Origin of the sequence: Xanthomonas maliensis, from assembly GCF_009192945.1 — a bacterium.
Classification (GTDB): Bacteria; Pseudomonadota; Gammaproteobacteria; order Xanthomonadales; family Xanthomonadaceae; genus Xanthomonas; species Xanthomonas maliensis.
In genome coordinates this window covers 139,767-158,486 of the sequence record NZ_NSET01000004.1, presented here as the reverse complement: position 1 = coordinate 158,486, position 18,720 = coordinate 139,767, and the positions used below count along the sequence as shown (strand labels likewise).

Here is an 18,720-nt window from a genome sequence, read left to right as displayed (position 1 = left end):
CGTGCCTGCCGGCAGCCCACTCGGGCGCCGCGGCGCAGTACCGATGCCGTCTTCGAGCCCGGTGTGACACGCACGCCACGCCGCTTGTCGAGAGTGCGGTGCTGCGCTCGCTTCATTTTCACGTTGTCTCGTTCACGATTGCGAGTATGTTCACTCGTCGATTGGTATCCCTTGCCCACTTTCCCGCCCGATCCGAGCCGTCCATGAAGAAATCGCTGCGTTGGCTAGCCGCCTTGACCGCCCTGTTGTTGCCGCTGAGCGCACTCGCGCAGCAGCAGGGTCTCACTATCGATATCGTCGGCGGCAGCGCTTCGGCCACGCCGATCACCGTTGTGCCGATGCCCTACCAGGGCTCGGGCAGCGCCCCGCAAACCGATGTGTCGGCCGTGGTGGGCGCCGACCTCGATCGCTCCGGGCAGTTCCGTACCTTGCCGGCTGCGCAGATCGTCGAGAAGCCGACCCGCGGTACCGATATCCAGTTCCAGACCTGGCGCGCGCTCAAGCAGAACTACATCGTCGTCGGCCGGGTGATGGATGCCGGCGAGGGTGCATACCGCGTCGAGTACGAACTGTTCGACGTCGCCAAGGGCGAGCGCCTGCTCGGTCTGGCGATGACCGCGCGTGCCAACGCCATGCGCGACGTCGCCCACCAGATGGCCGACGCGATCTACGAAAAGATCACCGGCGTGCGTGGCGCCTTCTGGACCCGCATCGCCTACGTGACCGCCAGCGGCAGCGGCGGCGCGATGCGCTATGCGCTGATGGTTGCCGATTCGGACGGCTACAACCCGCAAACCATCGTGCGCTCGGCCGAACCGCTGCTGTCGCCGAACTGGAGTCCGGACGGCAAGAAGCTGGCCTACGTGAGCTTTGAGCGCGGCAATTCGTCGATCTATATCCAGGACATCGCGACCGGCGCGCGCGAGCTGGTGTCCAGCTTCCGTGGCATCAACGGCGCGCCGTCGTTCTCGCCCGATGGTCGCCGCCTGGCGCTGGCGCTGTCGCGCAGCGGCAACCCGGAGATCTATGTGATGGACCTGGGCAGCAAGCAGCTGACCCAGCTGACCAATCACTTCGGTATCGACACCGAGCCGACCTGGGCTCCGGATGGCGGCAGCATCTACTTCACCTCCGATCGTGGCGGTCGTCCGCAGATCTACCAGGTGGCGGCCAGCGGTGGCAGCGCCAATCGCGTGACCTTCCAGGGCAACTACAACGCCACCGCGAGTGTGTCGTTCGACGGTAAGAAGATCGCGGTGGCGCAGGGCAGCGGCAATACCTACCGGATCGCGATGATGGATCGCAGCCTCGGTTCGCCGAGCTGGAGCACCTTGTCCCCCGGATCGTTGGACGAGTCGCCCAGCTTTGCACCCAATGCCAGCATGGTGCTGTACGCTGCACGTGAGGGGGGGCGCGGTGTGCTGTATGCCGTCTCCGCCGACGCTCGGGTCCGCCAACGGTTGGTCCTGGCCGATGGGGATGTAAGAGAACCCGCTTGGGGGCCTTACCGAACCGCGCATTAATGTTAATATTTCGCTGCGTTACACCCCTCATTGGCCCAGGAGCCACCATAGGTATCCCATGAACAAGTCCACCCGCGTCTTGCTTGTCTCCCTGCTGTCCGTCGCCGTGCTCGCTGGTTGCTCGAAGAAGGTGAAGGAAACTCCGCCTCCTGCGACCGACACCACCAGCGGTTCCACCGCCCCGACCGGTCCGGCCACCTCCGGCCTGTACGGCCCGGGCGACCTGGATACCGATGCCTGCCTGCGCCAGCGCGTCGTCTACTTCGATCTGGATCAGGACGCCGTGAAGCCTGAGTTCCAGGCGATCATGGCCTGCCACGCCAAGTACCTGCGTGACCGTCCGTCCTCGCGCATCACCCTGCAAGGCAACACCGACGAGCGCGGTTCGCGCGAGTACAACATGGGCCTGGGCGAGCGTCGCGGCAATGCCGTGTCGTCCGCGCTGCAGGCTGCCGGTGGTGCCGCCAGCCAGCTGACCGTTGTCAGCTACGGCGAAGAGCGTCCGGTCTGCACCGAGAGCAACGAAAGCTGCTGGTCGCAGAACCGTCGCGTCGAGATCGTCTACACGGCGCAGTAAGAAGCGATGCGCTTTTGGGCGACATCCCTGTTCGTCGCGGCGGCCCTGGTGGCCGCCGCGCCGGCGTTTGCGCAGCGGCAGAGTCTTGCCGACCGCGTTGCCGTCCTCGAGCAGCAACAGGCCAATACGCAGGCCAACACCGATTTGCTCAACCAGCTGCAGCAGGCGCGTTCTGACCTGCAGTCGCTGCGTTCGACGGTGGAACAGTTGCAGCACGACAACGAACAGCTCAAGCAGCAAGTCAAGGACCAGTATCTGGACCTGGACGGGCGTTTGAACCGTCTGGAAGGAGCGGGTGGCGCAATGCCGTCTCTGCCTCCTGCCAACGGCAGCGCGACTCCGGCCCCGGCACCTGCCGCGCGGCCCTCGTCGGCGGCAACTTCCGAGAAGCCGCCTTCTGTCCATGGCGATGCCGGCACACTGGCTGTCGGCAACGACGAACGTACCGCCTACAACGTGGCTTTTGACGCGTTGAAGAACGGCAAGTACGACGATGCCTCGCAGTTGTTCCAGAGCTTTCTCGAGCTCTATCCCAATGGCGTCTACACCCCCAACGCACTGTATTGGTTGGGCGAAAGCTACTACGCCACACGCAATTTCCCGCTGGCTGAGGCGCAATTTCGCGATCTCATCAGCCGCTATCCGACCCACGACAAGGCTGCTGGCGGCCTGCTGAAGCTTGGCCTGGCGCAGTACGGCGAGGGCAAGAACAGCGAAGCGCAGCAGACGCTGCAGCAAGTGCAGGCGCAGTATCCGGGCTCGGACGCCGCACGCGTCGCTCAGGAACGCCTGCAGTCCATCCGTCTCGGTCAGCAAACGCGCTGAGCGAACCTGCGTTGCCGTGGTCGCGACGACGCCCCGGAACTCCTATGAATGCCGCCGCCGTCCCCAGCGAGATCGTCCAATCGCCTTTGCCGCGACTGAAGATCACCGAGATCTTCCTGTCCCTGCAAGGTGAAGCGGAGACGGCTGGCTGGCCGACCGTGTTCGTCCGTCTGACCGGTTGCCCGCTGCGCTGCCAGTATTGCGATACCGCCTACGCCTTTCACGGCGGCCAGTGGCGCGATATCGATGCGATCGTGGCCGAGGTGATGGGGCATGGCGTGCGCCATGTCTGTGTGACCGGTGGCGAGCCGCTGGCGCAAAAGCGCTGCCTGGCCCTGCTGGAACAGCTCTGCGATGCCGGCCTGGAGGTATCGCTGGAGACGTCCGGGGCGCTGGATGTCGCGGCAGTGGATGCGCGGGTGTCGCGGGTCGTGGACATCAAGACGCCCGCGTCCGGCGAAGTCCACCGCAATCGCTGGGAAAACCTGACGCTGCTGAATCCGCACGACCAGATCAAGTTCGTCATCTGCAGCCGTGCCGACTATGACTGGTCGCGCGCGGTGGTTGCCGAGCACGGATTGGATCGTCGCTGCACCGTCTGGTTCTCGCCCAGCAAGAGCGAAGTGTCCGCGCGCGAATTGGCCGACTGGATCGTCGCCGATCGCCTGCCCGTGCGCTTCCAGATGCAGTTGCACAAGCTGCTGTGGAACGACGAGCCCGGCCGCTGATGCAGGCGTGCCCGCCGCCGCGCCGCTGCATCGCGCCTACCTGCTAGCCTTTCCGATTCCATCGTGATGTCCGATCGCTCATGAAGAACGCCGTTGTCCTGTTGTCCGGTGGCATGGATTCCGCCGCCGTCGTCGCGCTTGCGCAGGAGCAGGGCTTCGCCGTGCATGCCTTGAGCGTGCGCTATGGCCAGCGCCATACCTCCGAATTGGCTGCCGCCGCGCGGGTCGCAGCGGCGCAAGGGGTGGTCGCGCACAAGGTGGTCGATGTGGATCTGCGTAGCATCGGGGGATCGGCGCTGACCGACGATATCGACGTGCCGGACGCCGGTGGTGAGGGCATCCCGGTCACGTATGTGCCCGCACGCAACACCATTATGCTGTCGCTGGCCTTGGGCTGGGCCGAGGTAATCGGCGCCGCCGACCTGTTCTGCGGCGTCAATGCGGTCGATTATTCCGGCTACCCGGACTGCCGGCCGGAGTTCATCAGCGCCTTCGAGACACTGGCCAATCTGGCTACCAAGGCGGGTGTGGAAGGCGCCGGGTTGCGCGTGCATGCGCCGCTGCAATTCCTCAGCAAGGCGGACATCGTGCGCGAAGGGCTGCGTTTGGGCGTGGACTTCGGCCTGACCGTGTCGTGCTATCGCGCAGATGCCGATGGACGCGCCTGCGGACACTGCGACGCCTGTCGGCTGCGCGCCGCCGGTTTCGCCGACGCGGGCGTAGCCGATCCCACCCGCTACGCGATTTCGCCTTGACGCCCGGGTAGGGTAGAATGCGCACCCCGGCGTCTGCCGGGCCTGTGGGCCGTTAGCTCAGTCGGTAGAGCAGAAGACTTTTAATCTTTTGGTCGATGGTTCGAATCCATCACGGCCCACCATCTACAGCAAGGCGTTGCGCCAATTCCCCGCCCGGACTTTCGCTCCGCAACGATGCGCAAGTGCGTGCTTTTGCGCGTCCTGCGATCTCACCGGGTGCTCGGCCACGACGACGTTCCTGGTGATGTGATTGCGACCGGACGGACCGCTGGTATGTGTCGACACCGTTGCCCTCGTCGGTGCCGAATGCGTCCTGCTGGCCGCCGCCGCCCTGGCCTGAGTGATCCCGACGAGCCCATGCGTGGCTCGGTTCGCCTGTCCTGACCGCTAGCCGATGCTGATTTCCGGCCGCTGGCGCACGTCGAGCTCGTCGGGTGGCCGGGATGATCGTGCATTCACGTCCCTGGCTTTACCGTGCATCGCAAATCAAGGATCTGAACGACGTGATCGCCGAGCAGGACGACGCTACCAAATCGCGCATCTACAAGGCGTTGCTGCAAGCAACTCCCGATCTGTTGTATGTGTTCGACACCCAGCATCGCTTTATCTATGCCAATGAGGCGCTGCTGTCGATGTGGGGGATGCGCTGGGAGGAGGCGAGCGGCAAGACCTGCCTGGAGCTGGGCTATGAACCGTGGCATGCGGCCATGCACGACGCCGAGATCGAACAGGTGATCGCGACACGGCAGCCGTTGCGTGGCGAGGTGCCGTTTCCGCATGTCAGCAAAGGGCTGCGCATCTACGACTATATCTTTACGCCGGTGTTCGGGCCGGACGGCGAGGTCGAGGCGATCGCTGGCGCCACCCGCGACATTACCGAGCGCAAGCAACACGAGCAGCATCTGCAATTGCTGATCAACGAGTTGAACCATCGGGTCAAGAACTCGCTGGTGATGGTGCAGTCGCTGGCGCGGCAATCCTTCAACAACGCTGCCGATGTCAACGATGCGCGGGAAAAGATCGATGCGCGATTGCTTGCGTTGTCCAGGGCGCATGACATCCTGACGCGGCAGAACTGGGTCAGCGCCGACATCGTGGAGCTAGCCGGCGATGCCGCGGCGCTGTACGGGGCTGGCGACGGCGAACAGTGGCTGCTACAGGGCGACGCCTGCCAGCTGGATCCGCGGCGTGCATTGGCCTTGTCGATGGCACTGCATGAGCTTTGCACCAATGCAGTCAAGTATGGCGCGCTGTCCTCGCCGCAGGGACGGGTGCAGTTGTCGTGGGAGCGTACGACGCGCGATGGAAAGGACATGCTCCTGCTGGTGTGGCAGGAGCGCGACGGACCGCCGGTAACTCCGCCGCAACGGCGTGGCTTCGGAAGCCGCCTGCTCGAGCGGGGGCTGAAGCACGATCTCGACGGCACGGTGGAGTTGCTGTTTGAGCCAACGGGGGTGGTCTTCCGCGTCTGCATGCCGTTTCCCACGCTGCCCGAGCCGGCGCTGCCATGAACGCACGCGTGCTTATCGTCGAAGACGAGTCGCTGGTCGCCATGCTGCTCGAAGACTGCCTGGTGGAACTGGGCTATGAGATCGCAGATACGGTGGCGACGGTAGCGGCGGCAATGTCGGTGGTGGAGGCCGGCGGATTGGACCTCGCGTTGCTGGATATCAATCTGGGCGGAACGCCATCGTTTCCCGTCGCCGAGGAATTGGAACGGCGAGGCATTCCCTTCATCTTCGTCAGTGGATACGCACGGGCCGGGATTCCCGAGCGCTATCGGTGCCACCACGGCTTGCAAAAGCCCTTTCATTTTCGCGATCTACAGGAGGCCGTCGGCCGCTTGAGTCAGCGTTGCAAACCCGACGCGGCAAGCGCCGGCGAGCACTGTCAGTAGACTCCGAGCAGCCCACTGGGTTGAGGGGTTCGATGCATCCGACGGCGACGGGCATTGTCGAACGTCATCGCAAGCGCAATCCTGTCGATTGCGACGATGATCTGGTGACGCCCGCAGCGACAGCCTGTGTCCGCAGCAATGATCCCTTCGGGAGAGAGGGGCGTGTTACGTCAGCTTGTCGACATGGGTCTGCGTCACGCTGCGCACCAACGCAAAACCGGTCTGGCCATCGGTCAGCTACGATTTCAGCTCGGCTTCGGTCGTATGGTCCTTGGTGCCTTTGGGCGGCAGCACACCACTGCCTTCGTTCATCAGGCGGAAGTTGCAGTTGGCGTTGTGAACCCACACGCCGGCCTTGCCGACGTAGTAAGTGTGGAACCCATCCACTTCAAGATTGTAGACGTCCACGCCCAGCACTGGGCCCTCGATGAACTTCTCAGTAGGTCGGTAAGTCCGTGACTTGACCAGGCGCAACGAAGGTCCATTGGAGTCGAAGTCATTGCCAAGTTGTGAAGTTGCCGTGCGTGGGCACCAACCGACATCTGGGGTCTCGGTCCGATAGACGGGCGAGACCAGCGTTACGCGGAGTTTGCTGCCATCGCTACCCTGTAGTTCATAGCCCGGTCGTAGTGCGCCAGCGGCGACCCATCCACGTCCTTCCACCCAGAAAGGGTGGTCTTCAGTCGCGAAGGTGGGAATCGTGGCCTGCGGCCTATTGGGGTCCACATAGAAGATCCCAACGATCACCTTGTTGCTGTGCTTGATCGTCCTGACCACGGACCGATAAGCCAATTCACCGCCTTCCTCAGGCTGCGAGAGCACCTTGTCGCCTTCCTTGATTAACTCGATCGCGATCTCGCCCGCTTCCGTCCACACGGAGGTGCCAGCGATGAAGCAGCTGGTTTCCGAGGCAATGGTAGCGTCGACCTTGGTGAGCACCTCGTCGAGCATCTTGCGGTACAGCGCGTCGCCGGAGAACTGGTTGGCGAACGTTGCGCGGATGCTCTCGCGCGAGGCCAGCACGAAGTCCTCAAGGAACTCGCCACTCAGCGTGCTGTCGACCAGGCCATTCACGCTGGCCGCGCGCAGCAGCTGGCGCAATTGGTAGGCCTGTTCGAACTGGGCAGCAAGGTATCGATCATCTCCGGCAAGCGCGCCACCTGCTGGGAAAACCAGGTTGAGGCGTCGCCAAGGACGAGCGATCCCGCCTTCGGTGCAGTAAAAGCGGGCTTGCCTGCCACGCTCACGGTCGATCCGGGACGGACATACGGCAGGGTGTTGTCGGCGGTCGTGCTGATGCCGGTATTGCTGTTGGGTGAGGTCATCTCGATGGTGTCGGCTGGAGACGCGTTCGGGTTGTTCTGGCCAATCTTGCCCTGAACGGGGTCGCTTCCGCGACCGACCAGCTTGCCGATAGCGGCAAACAACGCGCCTCCCGCTCCACCGATATAAAGGCCCGCGATCGGCCAGTCACCGCCTTTGATCCGAGGCAGTGTGCACCACGGCTTAGAGCGTGTTATGCACGTTGAGCTGCGGTGCGTTGTCCGTCAGCGGCGCGGAGCGGATGCTGCCTGGCGCCAAAGCAAGCCGTGCAGCATGCTCCGTGCCGCTGACGGCCAACCCTCCGGGAAGCGTCCACCTCAAAGTCCATAACACGCGCTAGGGGCGGGATGTCGCTCAGCCGCTTCGCTTGGGTTGTGTGGGCGTGCGACCCAGGCCAATGCTGGATTGCAATGTGCGCGGACTACCTCACGCGCACTCGCGGTCATTTCGTCACCGGTTGGCACGGATCGATGCGCGAGCACTCGCGTCTCGATCCATGCCAGGCGCCGATGATCAGCGGCGCTTGTCCAGCAATTGCTCCCGCACGACCGGGATGCAGTCTTCTTTGACGAACAGGTGCACCAGGGCGTTGTTGTCTTTGGGATCGCCGCTGCCCACGTCGACCATGGACACCTTGTTGCTGCCGTGCTGACGGAACGAAGCGATCGCCGTTTCGGCGTTCTTTAGCGGAACGGTTGCATCGTTATCCGAGCCACACAGCAGGGTCGGTGTGCGCGGTGCCCAATTCAACAGGTCATTGCGAGCCAGGTCGCGACGGAAGCTGTTGTTGGGATTGGTAGCGAAGTCGTTGTCGAAGCCCGCCTGGAAGTAGGCCTTGCGCTGGTCGATGGTGGGCAGGATGCCGAGCGCAAGATCTTCCGTGCTGTAGACGCCCGGGAACAGCGATTCCACCTTGCCAGCCCACGGATCCTGGAACACCTGCTGCGGCGCGCTGTAGATGTTCTGGTAGACGTGTTGCATGCCGACGATGGCGTAGCTGGCGAGTACAAGGCCGAAGGTGCTCTCGCCGACGGCATTGCGCCCGCTCCAGCTATCGACGAACGTCTGCTCGAGCGCGTAAGGGCCGGAGATCGGTGCACTCGCGACCAGATTGAACTCGTGCGACAGATGCGTCTCGATCTCGCGCTGCGCCGCCAGCGCAGCATGGCCGCCCTGCGAATTGCCCGAGAGCATGACCTTGCCCGACAGCGGCACCTGCTGCTTTTGCAGGTAAGCGCGTGCTGCGCGCAGCGAGTCGATGATCGCGCTCGCTTCCGAGGCAGCGTGCAGATACGGGTGGTAGGCGTAGTTGGACTTGCCCAGGCCGAGGTAGTCGGTGCTGACCACCACATAGCCATGCGCCGCGAATTGGGTCACCAACGGGTCGTCACCCTTGGCCCGGCGAATGTCCTTGGCCTGTTCCGCGCTTCGCTGGGTCTCGGTGCCATCGCCCCAACCCAACAGCGGATAGGGTCCGTGGCATTGCGCGCCTTGCGGGACCAGCAGTGCGGCAGACGCGGTGGCGGGTTCGCCATCGACGCCGACGGTGGCGTACGTCAGCTCGACGACGCTGACATCGCAGCTGGGTGCGGTCTTGGACGCGGCGGTGGCGGCTGTCGCGACGGCGTTGGTGTCGAGATGGCCGATAGCCTGATGGGTATAGCGCGTCAGCACGTTGCTGTTCAACAGCGTGCCGCGCGCTGGCGCGGCGGCGCCCAGGGTCGGCAGCAGCGCGGCGGCGACGGCGATCGTCAGAGTACACAGCGTCTTCGAAGGGGGCAGGCAGGGCATCGTGATGTCCTTGTTGTCTGGTGGAATGTATGCCAATGAATCGTCGTGTGGTTCCATCGCCATGGCGAAAGTGCCTGCAGTGGTGCGCGGCACGTTCCTCACGGCGTGGCGCGCTTCAGCACCCCAGTGACCGAACATCGCAAGCACCGATGTCGAACGCACTGGCGGGGCGGGCACACTATCTGCCGATGTCACGCTCAGCGGTGGCGGCGCGACGAAACGCGGACGCTGGTTGCGAAGCACCGTGACACCGTTACGGTAGCGCCGTTTCTGCGCCTGCCTGGCTTCTGGTCTCGCTGCGAGTTCATGAGCAATGGCGCAGCCTCTCGTCCCGCGTGCTCGTCGTAGTGCGCGTTCTGTCTTTGCACAGGAATCCATGGAGACATGCGTCGTCCGCGCAGATGCATGGCCGTGGCCGATGGGATTGTTGGCATGCGATCCAGCGAGTGACCGCAGGGTTTGCATCTGCGATCGCGAAGGCGATCTGCCTAATGGGAGAGCGGCCGCAGCGATCTGCTCGCCGTTTCGCGTAGAACCTGGGTCATCGCCAGCAGGGTTGGAGAACGTACCGCTGCGTATTGCCAATAGAGCGGAACATCGAGCCAGCGGGTCGGATCCAGCGTGACGAGTGCCGCCCGTTCGAGTGCCGGAGCGACCATCGATTCGGGCGCCAGGCACCAGCCCAAGCTCCGTATCGCCGCTTCCACGAAGCCGGTCGACGTAGGCACATAATGGATTGGGGGAGTGAGCGTGGCACGGGTGATGCGTCTGACGAACCGCGCCTGCAGGCGGTCCTTTCGATTGAAGACCAGCATGGGCGCCTGCGCCAGGCTGGAGGCATTCACGCCTTGGGAAAAGTACCTGCGCACGAAGTCCGGCGAGGCGATGGCGTGATAGCGCATGACGCCGAGCGCATGCACGTTGCAGCCCTGCAGGGGCGTGCGGACCGAGGTGACGGCCGCCAACGCGGCGCCGCTTCGCAGCAGCTCCAGGGTGTGGTCCTGATCGTCCACGCGCAGATCGAACAACAGCCGGTGACGGTCGTGCAACGTGGCCAGCGCCTCCAGCAACCAGGTCTGCAACGAGTCGTCGTTCACCGCCAGCGCAATGCTGCGCATCGGCATCTGCGCGCGTTTGTCGGGCGCAAGATCCGCGAGCGCGTCGGCTTCCAGCATCTGCATTGGACGGGCATGCCGCAAGAGCCGCTCGCCCGCCGGCGTCGGTTGACAGGGAGACTGCCGCACGATCAGCACCTGGCCCAGGCGATCCTCCAATGCCTTGATGCGCTGGGAGATCGCCGACGGAGTGACATTGAGTCGATCGGCAGCGGCGTCGAAGCTGCCTTCTTCCAGCACAGCAGTGAACGCGGCCAGTTGCGGGTGCAATAGATCCATTCCGCCCTCGCATTAGAATTTCTACAGACAGTCCAGAATATTGAGTTTTTCTAATGCAGCAAGCTTGCCCATCCTTGGCGGCAATTCTGGACGATGCCTTGGACGCAATGGCCACACACACGCTACTTGCCGGCTTTCTTGCTGGAGCCGGACTCATCGTGGCAATCGGTGCGCAGAATGCCTTCGTGCTGCGGCAAGGCCTGCAGCGCCGTCACGTCGGCGTGGTAGTGGCGATCTGCGCACTGTGCGATATCTGTCTGATTACACTGGGAGTCGCCGGCGTTGGTGCGCTCATTGCCCGTTGGCCGGGGGTGCTCATCGTGCTGCGATATGCCGGTGCGGCCTTCCTTGCCGGTTACGGTCTGCTGGCGGCACGACGCGCCTGGCAGGGGGCAGAGGCGCTGGCTCCTGCCGAGTCGGCCACACCAGGCGACGGGTATCGGATCGCGCTGACCTGCCTGGCCTTTACGTTTCTCAATCCGCACGTCTATCTCGACACCATGGTGCTGCTGGGCAGCTTGGCGAACCGCCATGCCGGCGATGCGCGCTGGGTGTTCGCGGCCGGGGCCTGCTTGGCCAGCGTGAGCTGGTTTGCCGCACTCGGCTACGGCGCGCGGACGCTGCAACCAGTGTTTCGCGATCAGCGCGCCTGGCGCGTGCTCGATGCCGCAATCGCCACCCTGATGCTGGTCTTGTGCGGACTGCTGGTGTGGCCAGGGACCGCGCCTGGGATGTAGCGGGCGCTAGCGTGACCATTGGCTAGCGGGTCTGGCTCGGGAAAGCGCGGTTCACCGCGTGGTGGCAGGCCGATTGCGACGCGCCAGCGCGTCGCCTGGATCAGGTATTCAGCGCCTCCACCACCTGCGCGTGCAGCGCTTCGGCGCCGGCCTCGGTATTGAAGCGTGCGAACACGTCCTGTCCGGAGATCAGGCTCAGGCGCACCGAATGGCAGTAGGAACCGAAGCTTTCGCCGGCATTGAACGGGTCGTGCACCACGGAAACGTGATCGAGCCGAACGCGCATGGTGCCGAAAGGGATGAACATCTTTGCAGTCTCCTGGTGGTGGGTTGGAAAGCCAGCGTCGCAAGGGCGATGCATTGCGCTGTCGGTCTATCGGCCGATGTCGGTGTGCCGCGATCGCAGCGCGCATCTGCACGCTCGCATCGGCGGCGTACACTTGCCGGCCCCTGTCGCGAGTATGCCCGATGTCCGATCCGATCCGCCTGGACAAGCGCGTCGCCCAGCTGTTCGGCTGCTCGCGTGGTCAGGCGCAGCTTGCCATCGAGGCGGGCGCCGTCCAGGTGGACGCCCAGGTGGTCGAGCGTCCGCAGACCCTGGTGAGCGATCAGCAGGCGATCGTGTTGGCCAGCGATCCCATCCGCGCACCGGCGCCGGCGACCTTCCTGCTGCACAAGCCGGTCGGGGTCACGGCCGAAGCGGCGTCGGCGCTGCTGGCGGACACCACGCGCAGTCCGCTGGAGACGAGCGAGGGACGCCTGCTGCAGAAGCAGCTGCGATCTCTGCAGGCGCCGTTGCCGCTGGAGGCCGAGGCCAGCGGGCTGCTCGTGCTGAGCCAGGATCCACGCGTGTTGCGCAGGCTCGATGCGTCGGCATTTCCGATCGAGCAGGAGTTCGTGCTCGAGGTCGAGGGCGAGATCCATCCGTACGGGCTGCGCCGGCTAGCGCTCGGCCTCCAGTGCGGGGGTGAGAGGTTTCCGGCGTGCAAGGCGAGCTGGCAGAGCGAGCGGCGTCTGCGCATCGCGCTCAAGACGGTCCGGCCTGCACCGCTACGCGACATGTGTGCCGAGGTGGGATTGCAGGTATCGGCGATTCGCCGCTTGCGGATCGGTCGCGTGCCCTTGGGCAAACTCGCGGCAGGCCAATGGTGCCATCTGCCACGGGATCTGCGCTTCTGAGCCAACGCAGCGGCGGCGAAGGCGAAGGCAGGGAGGCGTACGCCCCGCCGTCATCTCGCGCAGACGGCAGCGCCGGCGGCGATCGCTCGCTGTCGACTGAGTTAATGCGCCTTGTCAGCGCTTGTTGCGTTTCTTCTTCGCGCGCGTCACCAGAAAGAGCACGACCGCGATGATGGCGATAACGAGAATGATGAAGGCCGGTGAGAGAAAACTGTTGTCGCCCATGGGGATCTCCTGATGCTCCTTCCACCATGGAAGATGCTGCATCACAGCCTAGCGGTGTATGCCGAATGGAGCATGTGAAATGCACGCGCTTCGGTACGCTTGCGCGTGGGTCGATGAGCACACTGCCGGGCGCGTTCACTGCACTGCATGCCGCTGTTGCGCGCACGCACGCGTTGCAATGCATGCGTGTACGCATGCGCTAGCGAGATAGTGATGCGTCAGCAGTGATGCGATGCCACAGCCCCACCGCAACGACCATGACGGTGCTGGCGCTGCGCGGGCGCGACACCCTGTGCGAGAGGTGGTGCGTCAGAGCTTGCGTGGTGCTCGCAGGTCGAGCGCTGGGCGTGTTGCGGCATCTCGCCGCAGGCCAGCCTGGTTGCCTCTCGCGATCACGTCGATCCGCAACGGTGCACGCTGTTTGAAAGTGCGCTCACGACAACACCGACCGCGCGCAGCGGTGCGCAGGATCGGCGATGCACAGATGGCGATGTTCCGGCGGGGGCGTGCTCTGCGCCTCGCGAGTCGAGCTGCCATTGGCCTCGCGTCCGGTGATGGCAGTTTAAACGAGAAGTCGGTCACGGGAATCGGGCATGTGCGACTTGTCTGTCGGTGTGTTCCTGACGACCTGTCCTGCGGCGCTAGCACTGCCGCCGGCCGGTGGCCCGGCGCGCGATCGTCAATCGACCGAGGTCGAGACCCGATGCCGGGCCATCACGCTCCGGATCGCGGTCAACAATTGATCCGGCGTATACGGCTTTTCAAGGAAGGCGACACCCTCCGGAAGGATTTCTTCCACGTATTCCACTGCCAGGCCGGAGGTCAGGAGCGTGGGCAGGTGGTAGGGGGCGCCGCTCGCGCGCACCGCCAGATCAACACCGGTCAAGCCGCCTGGGAAGTGGATATCCGAAAACAGCACATCGACGCGGGGGTCCTGCTCGATCAACGCCAAAGCGTCCTCGACCGAACCGGCGCTGCGGCAGGTAAAGCCGTAGCTCTCCAGCACAAGGCAACTGAGTTGTCGGGTGCCATCACCGTCTTCGACGACGAACACAACCGGCCGTTCCTTGTTTTGTGACATGACACCATCTCATGAGGCAGACCGCATTCTCCGCAAACCGGCGGTGAACCGTCCGTCAACGCAGACGCGACTGTACGCTTACCAGCCGAATGGACGTGGCCCGTAATAGCCGGGGGCATAGCGCGGGCCGAAAACGGGACCTTCGCCGCGACCGACACTGATGCTGACGCCGATCTGGTGCGCCTTGCCGTCGTCGTCGTAATAGGTCTTGCACGAATTCAGGTTGGCGGCCTGCCAGTTACTGTTGCCGCCACGGCTGGAATAGCCGATGCCGGTCTCGACCGCACCATGCAGTTTCCCCTGGCACTGTTCGGCGCGCTCCGCGGCAAGTGTGGCAGCGCCAGGCTGGCTGATGGCCGGGCGGGGCCCGGTCTTGTCGCCGTAGAACGTCCCTGGCGGGTCGTTGCTGTAGGTGGGGTCGGACCGGTACTGCACCGGCGCGGAAGGCACGCTCAGGTCCAGTCCGCGCGGCATGGTTGCGGTTGCGCCGCTATCGGTGCCGGTGCTGTCGCCATTCTGCGCGAGGGCGCCACCGGCGGCGGACATCATGACCAGGAGGAGCAGGCTGCGTTTCATCGGTCTGACTCGGCAAGGGCCGACAGCAGTGCCGGCACAGGGAAAAGCTAGCAATGGCTGATTGAATGCGCGCTGTCGCAATCGATGACCACTGCTGGCGGCGGTTCGGGCGCGACCAGCGGTCAACCCTGTTCGCGAACGATCTCGATCAATTGGTCGCCATAGCGCGCCAGTTTGCCGCCGCCGATCCCACCGACGCGCGCCAATGCGTCGATGCTGGTCGGGCGCTGTTCGGCGATGTTGCGCAGCGTGCTGTCGTGGAAGATCACGAATGCCGGCACGTTCTGCGCGCGTGCCAGTTCGGCACGGAGGCCGCGCAGGGCGTTGAACAAGGCCAGGTCCTGCGGCTGCACCGGCACGCCGGTGCGCGGGGTGCTGCTGCGATCGCGCTCGCGCGCCGCGGCCGGATGTTCGCGTCGCATCATGACCTGGCGGGCGCCCTTGAGCACCTGTCGGCTGGCATCGGTCAGGCGCAGGCCGCCGTGGCCCTCGCTGTCGACTTCCAGCAGGCTGGCCGCCACCAGCTGGCGGAAGACGCTGCGCCAGGTCCGCTCGTCCAGGTCGCGGCCGATGCCGTAGGTGCTCAATTGGGCATGGCCAAGTTGGCGGATGCGCTCGTTGTCGCTACCGCGCAGGATGTCGATCAGGTGGCCGACACCGAAGCGCTGCCCGCTGCGATAGACGCAGCTCAACGCCTTCTGCGCGGCGATCGTCGCATCCCAGGCCGCCGCCGGGGTCAGGCAGTTGTCGCAGTTGCCGCAGGGCTTGGGGTAGGTTTCGCCAAAGCCAGCCAGCAGGACCTGACGGCGGCATTGCATCGATTCGCAATAGCCGAGCAGGTGGTCGAGCTTGGCGCGTTCCAGCCGCTTGCGTTCTTCGGCAGCCTCGCCCTGCTCGATCATCTGTTTGAGCAGCACCACATCGCCCAGGCCATAGCAGAGCCAGGCTTCGGCCGGCTCGCCATCGCGGCCGGCGCGGCCAGTTTCCTGGTAGTAGCCTTCCAGCGACTTCGGCAGGTCCACATGCGCCACGAAGCGCACGTCCGGCTTGTCGATCCCCATGCCGAAGGCGATCGTGGCGACCATGACGATGCCGTCTTCGCGCAGGAAACGCCGCTGGTTTTCCGCGCGTACCTCGGCCGGCAGGCCGGCGTGGTAGGGCAGGGCGTTGAAGCCCTGTGCGCAGAGCTGCTGCGCGGTCTCCTCGACCTTGCGTCGCGACATCGCATAGACGATGCCGGCCACGCCACGCTGGCGGTGCAGGAAGTCCTGCAGCTGGCGGCGTGCGTTGTCCTTCTGCACCACGGTGTAGCGGATATTGGGACGGTCGAACGAGCTGACGAAATGCCGCGCCTCCACCAGATCCAGCCGTTCTGCGATCTCGCGCTGGGTCGGCGGGTCGGCAGTGGCGGTCAGCGCCATGCGCGGGATCTGCGGCCAGCGTTCGTGCAACACGGTCAGCTGGCGGTATTCCGGACGGAAGTCGTGCCCCCATTGCGAGACGCAATGGGCCTCGTCGATGGCGAACAGGGCGATCCTGCTGCGCTCCAGCAGCGACAGGAAGCGTGGCGTCAGCAGGCGTTCCGGGGCGACATACAGCAGGTCCAGCTCGCCGGCCAGCAGGGCCCGTTCGACCCGCTGCGCGTTCTCCGCGTCCAGGGTGGAATTGAGGAACTCGGCGCGCACGCCGAGCTGGCGCAGGGCTTCGACCTGGTCCTGCATCAAGGCGATCAGCGGCGAGACCACGATGCCGATGCCCTGGCGCAGCAAGGCCGGCACCTGATAGCACAGCGACTTGCCGCCGCCGGTCGGCATCAGCACCAGCGCGTCGTTGCCGGCAGCGACATGCTCGACGATCGCTTGCTGGGGGCCGCGGAAGTCGTCGTAACCGAAGACGCGGCTGAGCAGTTCGTGGGCGGGGGAAGGCATCGGCCTAGGATACCGCGCAGGTCAAGCCTTGGCCCGGTCAATGCCTGAGTGCCGTGCGCAAGCGAACGTCGGAAGTTGCCGCGACGGGAGAAGTCTCCCATCGTGATCGGTGCACCGTGGGACACGGGTGCCGGTGTTCGATTCTGCCCGGTGCAGTGTGCCGCGCCAGGCGGTGTCGCATTCATTCGACATGGTGTTCTAGGCATGTCGTTTGCCGCACAGCAATTGGCTTGTCGGTCAGGGCACCTCTGCGCTTCCATGAACGGGCGAGACGCCAGCAGATATGGCACGACCGGTCTGCTGCCCTCCCCAGATCGACGATGGCGACCGCCGTCAGCCGATGCTCAGGCAGGAGCACACTGCCGTCAAATGGAAAGGAATATAGAAGATGTTCGTTCTCTCAGAGTCCGAAGTCATGCAGGTGTCCGGTGCCGGTGTGATTGCCGATGCGGCCACCGGAGCTGGTGGCGCAGGCGGCTGGCTTGCTGGTGCACGCGCCGGTGCGGCGATTGGGGCAGAGATCAGCTGGGTCGGCGGTCCGGCTGGCGAAGTCGCAGGCATCATCATCGGGGCTGCAGCAGGGGCAGCGATCGGCGGTCTGGTGGGGCGGGCGCTCGAGTAAGCGCAACTAGCAGATAGGCCTTGGTATCCGCGAGGCGGGGCCTGGCCGGGGCGTCCAAGCGCCGCCCCCCAACCCCCGCCTGGCAACTGCTGGAAATGGCTCGGTAGTCTTCAGGGCGAGCGACGTCAGCTTTGCAGCGTCAGCGTTCCAAACGAGAGTTGGATAAGCAAAATGATGGGCGAACGCAAAAAATGGCAGGTCGTCTCCTGCAATCCTTTCGGATCGTGGCGAGACGCGGGGCTGTGGCTGGTGGTGGTGATCGGTAGCGTCGGCTGCGTCGCTGAGCTCATCCAGCTTCTTTTCGACGATGCCGGAATGGCGCGTGGTGCGGCTATCGGCGCCATGCTCGCCGCGGTCGCGATGCGCCTGCTCAATCTGCCGGTCACCACATGCCTGCCCGCCGCCCAGGCAGCGTCGATGGCGGCTCGACTCCATCGGCTGGGGTATGCCGAGCGCCCATCCATCCGCAGTCGAACCTTCGAATCGACTGCTCCGCGTTGGCTGCGTTGGGACTCAAATACGGTGGTGATATGCCGTGATGAGGCCAATATGCGGCTGACCTGCCCGTTGTTTCTGGTCTCCAGATTGCGTTAGAACGCCTGGCGTTGGATTGCAGACCGTGCATCAGCTCTGCTGACGCTGGCGGTCTGAATGGTCGGGGCCGGAACGGGTCTTGTGGCTGTCTGCGCCCTGCGCTGCAGAGTGCCGATCTGCGTGTGCAGCGCGGAGGGAAAGGCGCGCCGGGCTTGCAATAATGGCTGTTGGCCCAGGCGTAGCGCCCTGGCATGTGCTGTCGTGAACGGGCAGCACGATTGAAACGTTGCGCTGCCTGTCCCTCCGGGCTCGATCCGGATGTTGCACGCGAGTCATGCCATTGCGTCTCCGCACGCAATGGCTTCTGTCCCTGCCGTGACCGCCTACTGCAACAGCGAGCGCAGCATCCAGGCGTACTTCTCGTGGGTCTGCAGGCGCTGGGTCAACAGGTCCACGGTCGGGTCGTCGCCGGCATCGTCGGCAGTGCCCAGTACCTTGCGCGCGGTGCGGCAGACCGCCTCGTTGCCGCTGACCAGCTGGCGCACCATTTCACGCCAGTCGGCGCTATCGCTCAGGCCCGGCTCCTCGGGAATCGAGGTCAGTGCGACGAATTCGCGGTACGAGCCCGGCGCGTTGTATCCCAGCGCACGGATGCGCTCGGCCACCTCGTCCAGCGCGCCCCACTGCTCGGTGTACTGGGTCTCGAACATGGTGTGCAGCGAATTGAACATCGACCCGGTGACGTTCCAGTGGAAGTTGTGGGTCTTCAGGTACAGGGTGAAAGCGTCGGCCATGTAGCGGGCCAGACCATCGGAGATCTTCTTGCGATCGGCGTCCTTGATCCCGATATCGATCTGTGGCGCCGACGGTGCCGACATCGGCAGGGTGTCCTTGCCGCTGCGCTTGGGGGAGCTGGACTTGGGAGATGCGTTCTTCTTGGCCATCGGGAAATCCTCCTCGGGAAGAGATATGGCGTCACAATAGACAGGCTAAAGGATCTTTTGTCATGCAATTTTTCACACCAA

At 64.5% G+C, this 18,720-nt stretch carries 20 protein-coding genes and 1 tRNA gene; 12 read left to right on the top strand and 9 right to left on the bottom strand.

Annotated features, from left to right (window positions below; all coding sequences use genetic code 11):
- Window positions 1–203 precede the first annotated feature (203 nt).
- The 8 genes from tolB to CKY51_RS01280 all read left to right on the top strand — a co-directional run bounded on the left by tolB (window position 204) and on the right by CKY51_RS01280 (window position 6,305).
- Window positions 204–1,523 carry a Tol-Pal system beta propeller repeat protein TolB gene (gene tolB / locus CKY51_RS01315; protein ID WP_022973832.1) on the top strand — a complete coding sequence of 440 codons (1,320 nt, stop codon included), beginning with the start codon at window positions 204–206 and terminating at the stop codon, window positions 1,521–1,523.
- Window positions 1,524–1,581: 58 nt separating this feature from the next.
- On the top strand, window positions 1,582–2,100 hold the full coding sequence (pal, locus tag CKY51_RS01310; RefSeq protein WP_152248766.1) for a peptidoglycan-associated lipoprotein Pal: 519 nt from the start codon (window positions 1,582–1,584) through the stop codon (window positions 2,098–2,100).
- 6 nt (window positions 2,101–2,106) lie between these two features.
- Window positions 2,107–2,925 carry a tol-pal system protein YbgF gene (ybgF, locus tag CKY51_RS01305; protein ID WP_022973834.1) on the top strand — a complete coding sequence of 273 codons (819 nt, stop codon included), beginning with the start codon at window positions 2,107–2,109 and terminating at the stop codon, window positions 2,923–2,925.
- Between the two features lie 44 nt (window positions 2,926–2,969).
- Window positions 2,970–3,653 carry a 7-carboxy-7-deazaguanine synthase QueE gene (gene queE, locus CKY51_RS01300; RefSeq protein ID WP_022973835.1) on the top strand — a complete coding sequence of 228 codons (684 nt, stop codon included), beginning with the start codon at window positions 2,970–2,972 and terminating at the stop codon, window positions 3,651–3,653.
- An 80-nt stretch (window positions 3,654–3,733) separates the two neighbouring features.
- Entirely contained in the window at window positions 3,734–4,408 is a 675-nt protein-coding gene (gene queC, locus CKY51_RS01295) for a 7-cyano-7-deazaguanine synthase QueC (RefSeq protein ID WP_022973836.1), read from the top strand.
- Window positions 4,409–4,454: 46 nt separating this feature from the next.
- Window positions 4,455–4,530 (top strand) — tRNA-Lys (locus CKY51_RS01290).
- A gap of 321 nt (window positions 4,531–4,851) precedes the next feature.
- On the top strand, window positions 4,852–5,919 hold the full coding sequence (locus CKY51_RS01285) for a sensor histidine kinase (protein ID WP_425509499.1): 1,068 nt from the start codon (window positions 4,852–4,854) through the stop codon (window positions 5,917–5,919).
- On the top strand, window positions 5,916–6,305 hold the full coding sequence (locus tag CKY51_RS01280) for a response regulator (protein ID WP_022973838.1): 390 nt from the start codon (window positions 5,916–5,918) through the stop codon (window positions 6,303–6,305). Before CKY51_RS01285 ends, CKY51_RS01280 begins: the two co-directional genes overlap by 4 nt.
- A gap of 237 nt (window positions 6,306–6,542) precedes the next feature.
- Here the strand turns inward: CKY51_RS01280 and CKY51_RS01275 are convergent, their stop codons facing one another.
- The 4 genes from CKY51_RS01275 to CKY51_RS01260 all read right to left on the bottom strand — a co-directional run bounded on the left by CKY51_RS01275 (window position 6,543) and on the right by CKY51_RS01260 (window position 10,813).
- The gene (locus CKY51_RS01275; RefSeq protein WP_152248765.1) at window positions 6,543–7,406 is read right to left on the bottom strand and encodes a polymorphic toxin-type HINT domain-containing protein; all 864 of its coding nucleotides are present in this window, start codon (window positions 7,404–7,406) and stop codon (window positions 6,543–6,545) included.
- Complete coding sequence (locus CKY51_RS01270) at window positions 7,376–7,732, bottom strand: hypothetical protein (RefSeq protein ID WP_152248764.1); 357 nt, start codon at window positions 7,730–7,732, stop codon at window positions 7,376–7,378. The genes CKY51_RS01275 and CKY51_RS01270 overlap by 31 nt, the downstream gene beginning before the upstream one ends.
- 409 nt (window positions 7,733–8,141) lie before the next feature.
- The gene (locus tag CKY51_RS01265; RefSeq protein WP_038222669.1) at window positions 8,142–9,419 is read right to left on the bottom strand and encodes an alpha/beta hydrolase family protein; all 1,278 of its coding nucleotides are present in this window, start codon (window positions 9,417–9,419) and stop codon (window positions 8,142–8,144) included.
- A gap of 488 nt (window positions 9,420–9,907) precedes the next feature.
- Window positions 9,908–10,813, bottom strand: coding sequence for a LysR family transcriptional regulator ArgP (locus CKY51_RS01260; protein WP_022973841.1), 906 nt, complete (start codon window positions 10,811–10,813; stop codon window positions 9,908–9,910).
- Between the two features lie 107 nt (window positions 10,814–10,920).
- Here CKY51_RS01260 and CKY51_RS01255 point away from each other — a divergent pair, with 107 nt between their 5' ends.
- The gene (locus CKY51_RS01255) at window positions 10,921–11,550 is read left to right on the top strand and encodes a LysE/ArgO family amino acid transporter (protein WP_031340551.1); all 630 of its coding nucleotides are present in this window, start codon (window positions 10,921–10,923) and stop codon (window positions 11,548–11,550) included.
- A 100-nt stretch (window positions 11,551–11,650) separates the two neighbouring features.
- Here the strand turns inward: CKY51_RS01255 and CKY51_RS01250 are convergent, their stop codons facing one another.
- Complete coding sequence (locus CKY51_RS01250; RefSeq protein WP_031340552.1) at window positions 11,651–11,857, bottom strand: hypothetical protein; 207 nt, start codon at window positions 11,855–11,857, stop codon at window positions 11,651–11,653.
- A 161-nt stretch (window positions 11,858–12,018) separates the two neighbouring features.
- On the opposite strand from CKY51_RS01250, the gene CKY51_RS01245 reads away from it, so the two are divergent.
- Complete coding sequence (locus tag CKY51_RS01245) at window positions 12,019–12,729, top strand: RNA pseudouridine synthase (RefSeq protein WP_022973844.1); 711 nt, start codon at window positions 12,019–12,021, stop codon at window positions 12,727–12,729.
- 904 nt (window positions 12,730–13,633) lie between these two features.
- Here the strand turns inward: CKY51_RS01245 and CKY51_RS01235 are convergent.
- The 3 genes from CKY51_RS01235 to recQ all read right to left on the bottom strand — a co-directional run bounded on the left by CKY51_RS01235 (window position 13,634) and on the right by recQ (window position 16,539).
- The gene (locus CKY51_RS01235) at window positions 13,634–14,035 is read right to left on the bottom strand and encodes a response regulator (protein ID WP_031340556.1); all 402 of its coding nucleotides are present in this window, start codon (window positions 14,033–14,035) and stop codon (window positions 13,634–13,636) included.
- 78 nt (window positions 14,036–14,113) lie between these two features.
- The gene (locus CKY51_RS22345; protein ID WP_022973847.1) at window positions 14,114–14,611 is read right to left on the bottom strand and encodes a hypothetical protein; all 498 of its coding nucleotides are present in this window, start codon (window positions 14,609–14,611) and stop codon (window positions 14,114–14,116) included.
- A gap of 122 nt (window positions 14,612–14,733) precedes the next feature.
- Window positions 14,734–16,539, bottom strand: coding sequence for a DNA helicase RecQ (gene recQ / locus CKY51_RS01225; RefSeq protein ID WP_022973848.1), 1,806 nt, complete (start codon window positions 16,537–16,539; stop codon window positions 14,734–14,736).
- A 388-nt stretch (window positions 16,540–16,927) separates the two neighbouring features.
- On the opposite strand from recQ, the gene CKY51_RS01220 reads away from it, so the two are divergent.
- Window positions 16,928–17,161, top strand: coding sequence for a hypothetical protein (locus CKY51_RS01220; protein ID WP_152248761.1), 234 nt, complete (start codon window positions 16,928–16,930; stop codon window positions 17,159–17,161).
- A 171-nt stretch (window positions 17,162–17,332) separates the two neighbouring features.
- A complete protein-coding gene (locus tag CKY51_RS01215) occupies window positions 17,333–17,755 on the top strand; it encodes a hypothetical protein (RefSeq protein WP_170292282.1) in 423 nt (140 codons plus the stop codon).
- Window positions 17,756–18,078: 323 nt separating this feature from the next.
- On the opposite strand, the gene CKY51_RS01210 is transcribed toward CKY51_RS01215, so the two are convergent.
- Window positions 18,079–18,639 carry a Dps family protein gene (locus CKY51_RS01210; RefSeq protein ID WP_022973850.1) on the bottom strand — a complete coding sequence of 187 codons (561 nt, stop codon included), beginning with the start codon at window positions 18,637–18,639 and terminating at the stop codon, window positions 18,079–18,081.
- Window positions 18,640–18,720 lie beyond the last annotated feature (81 nt).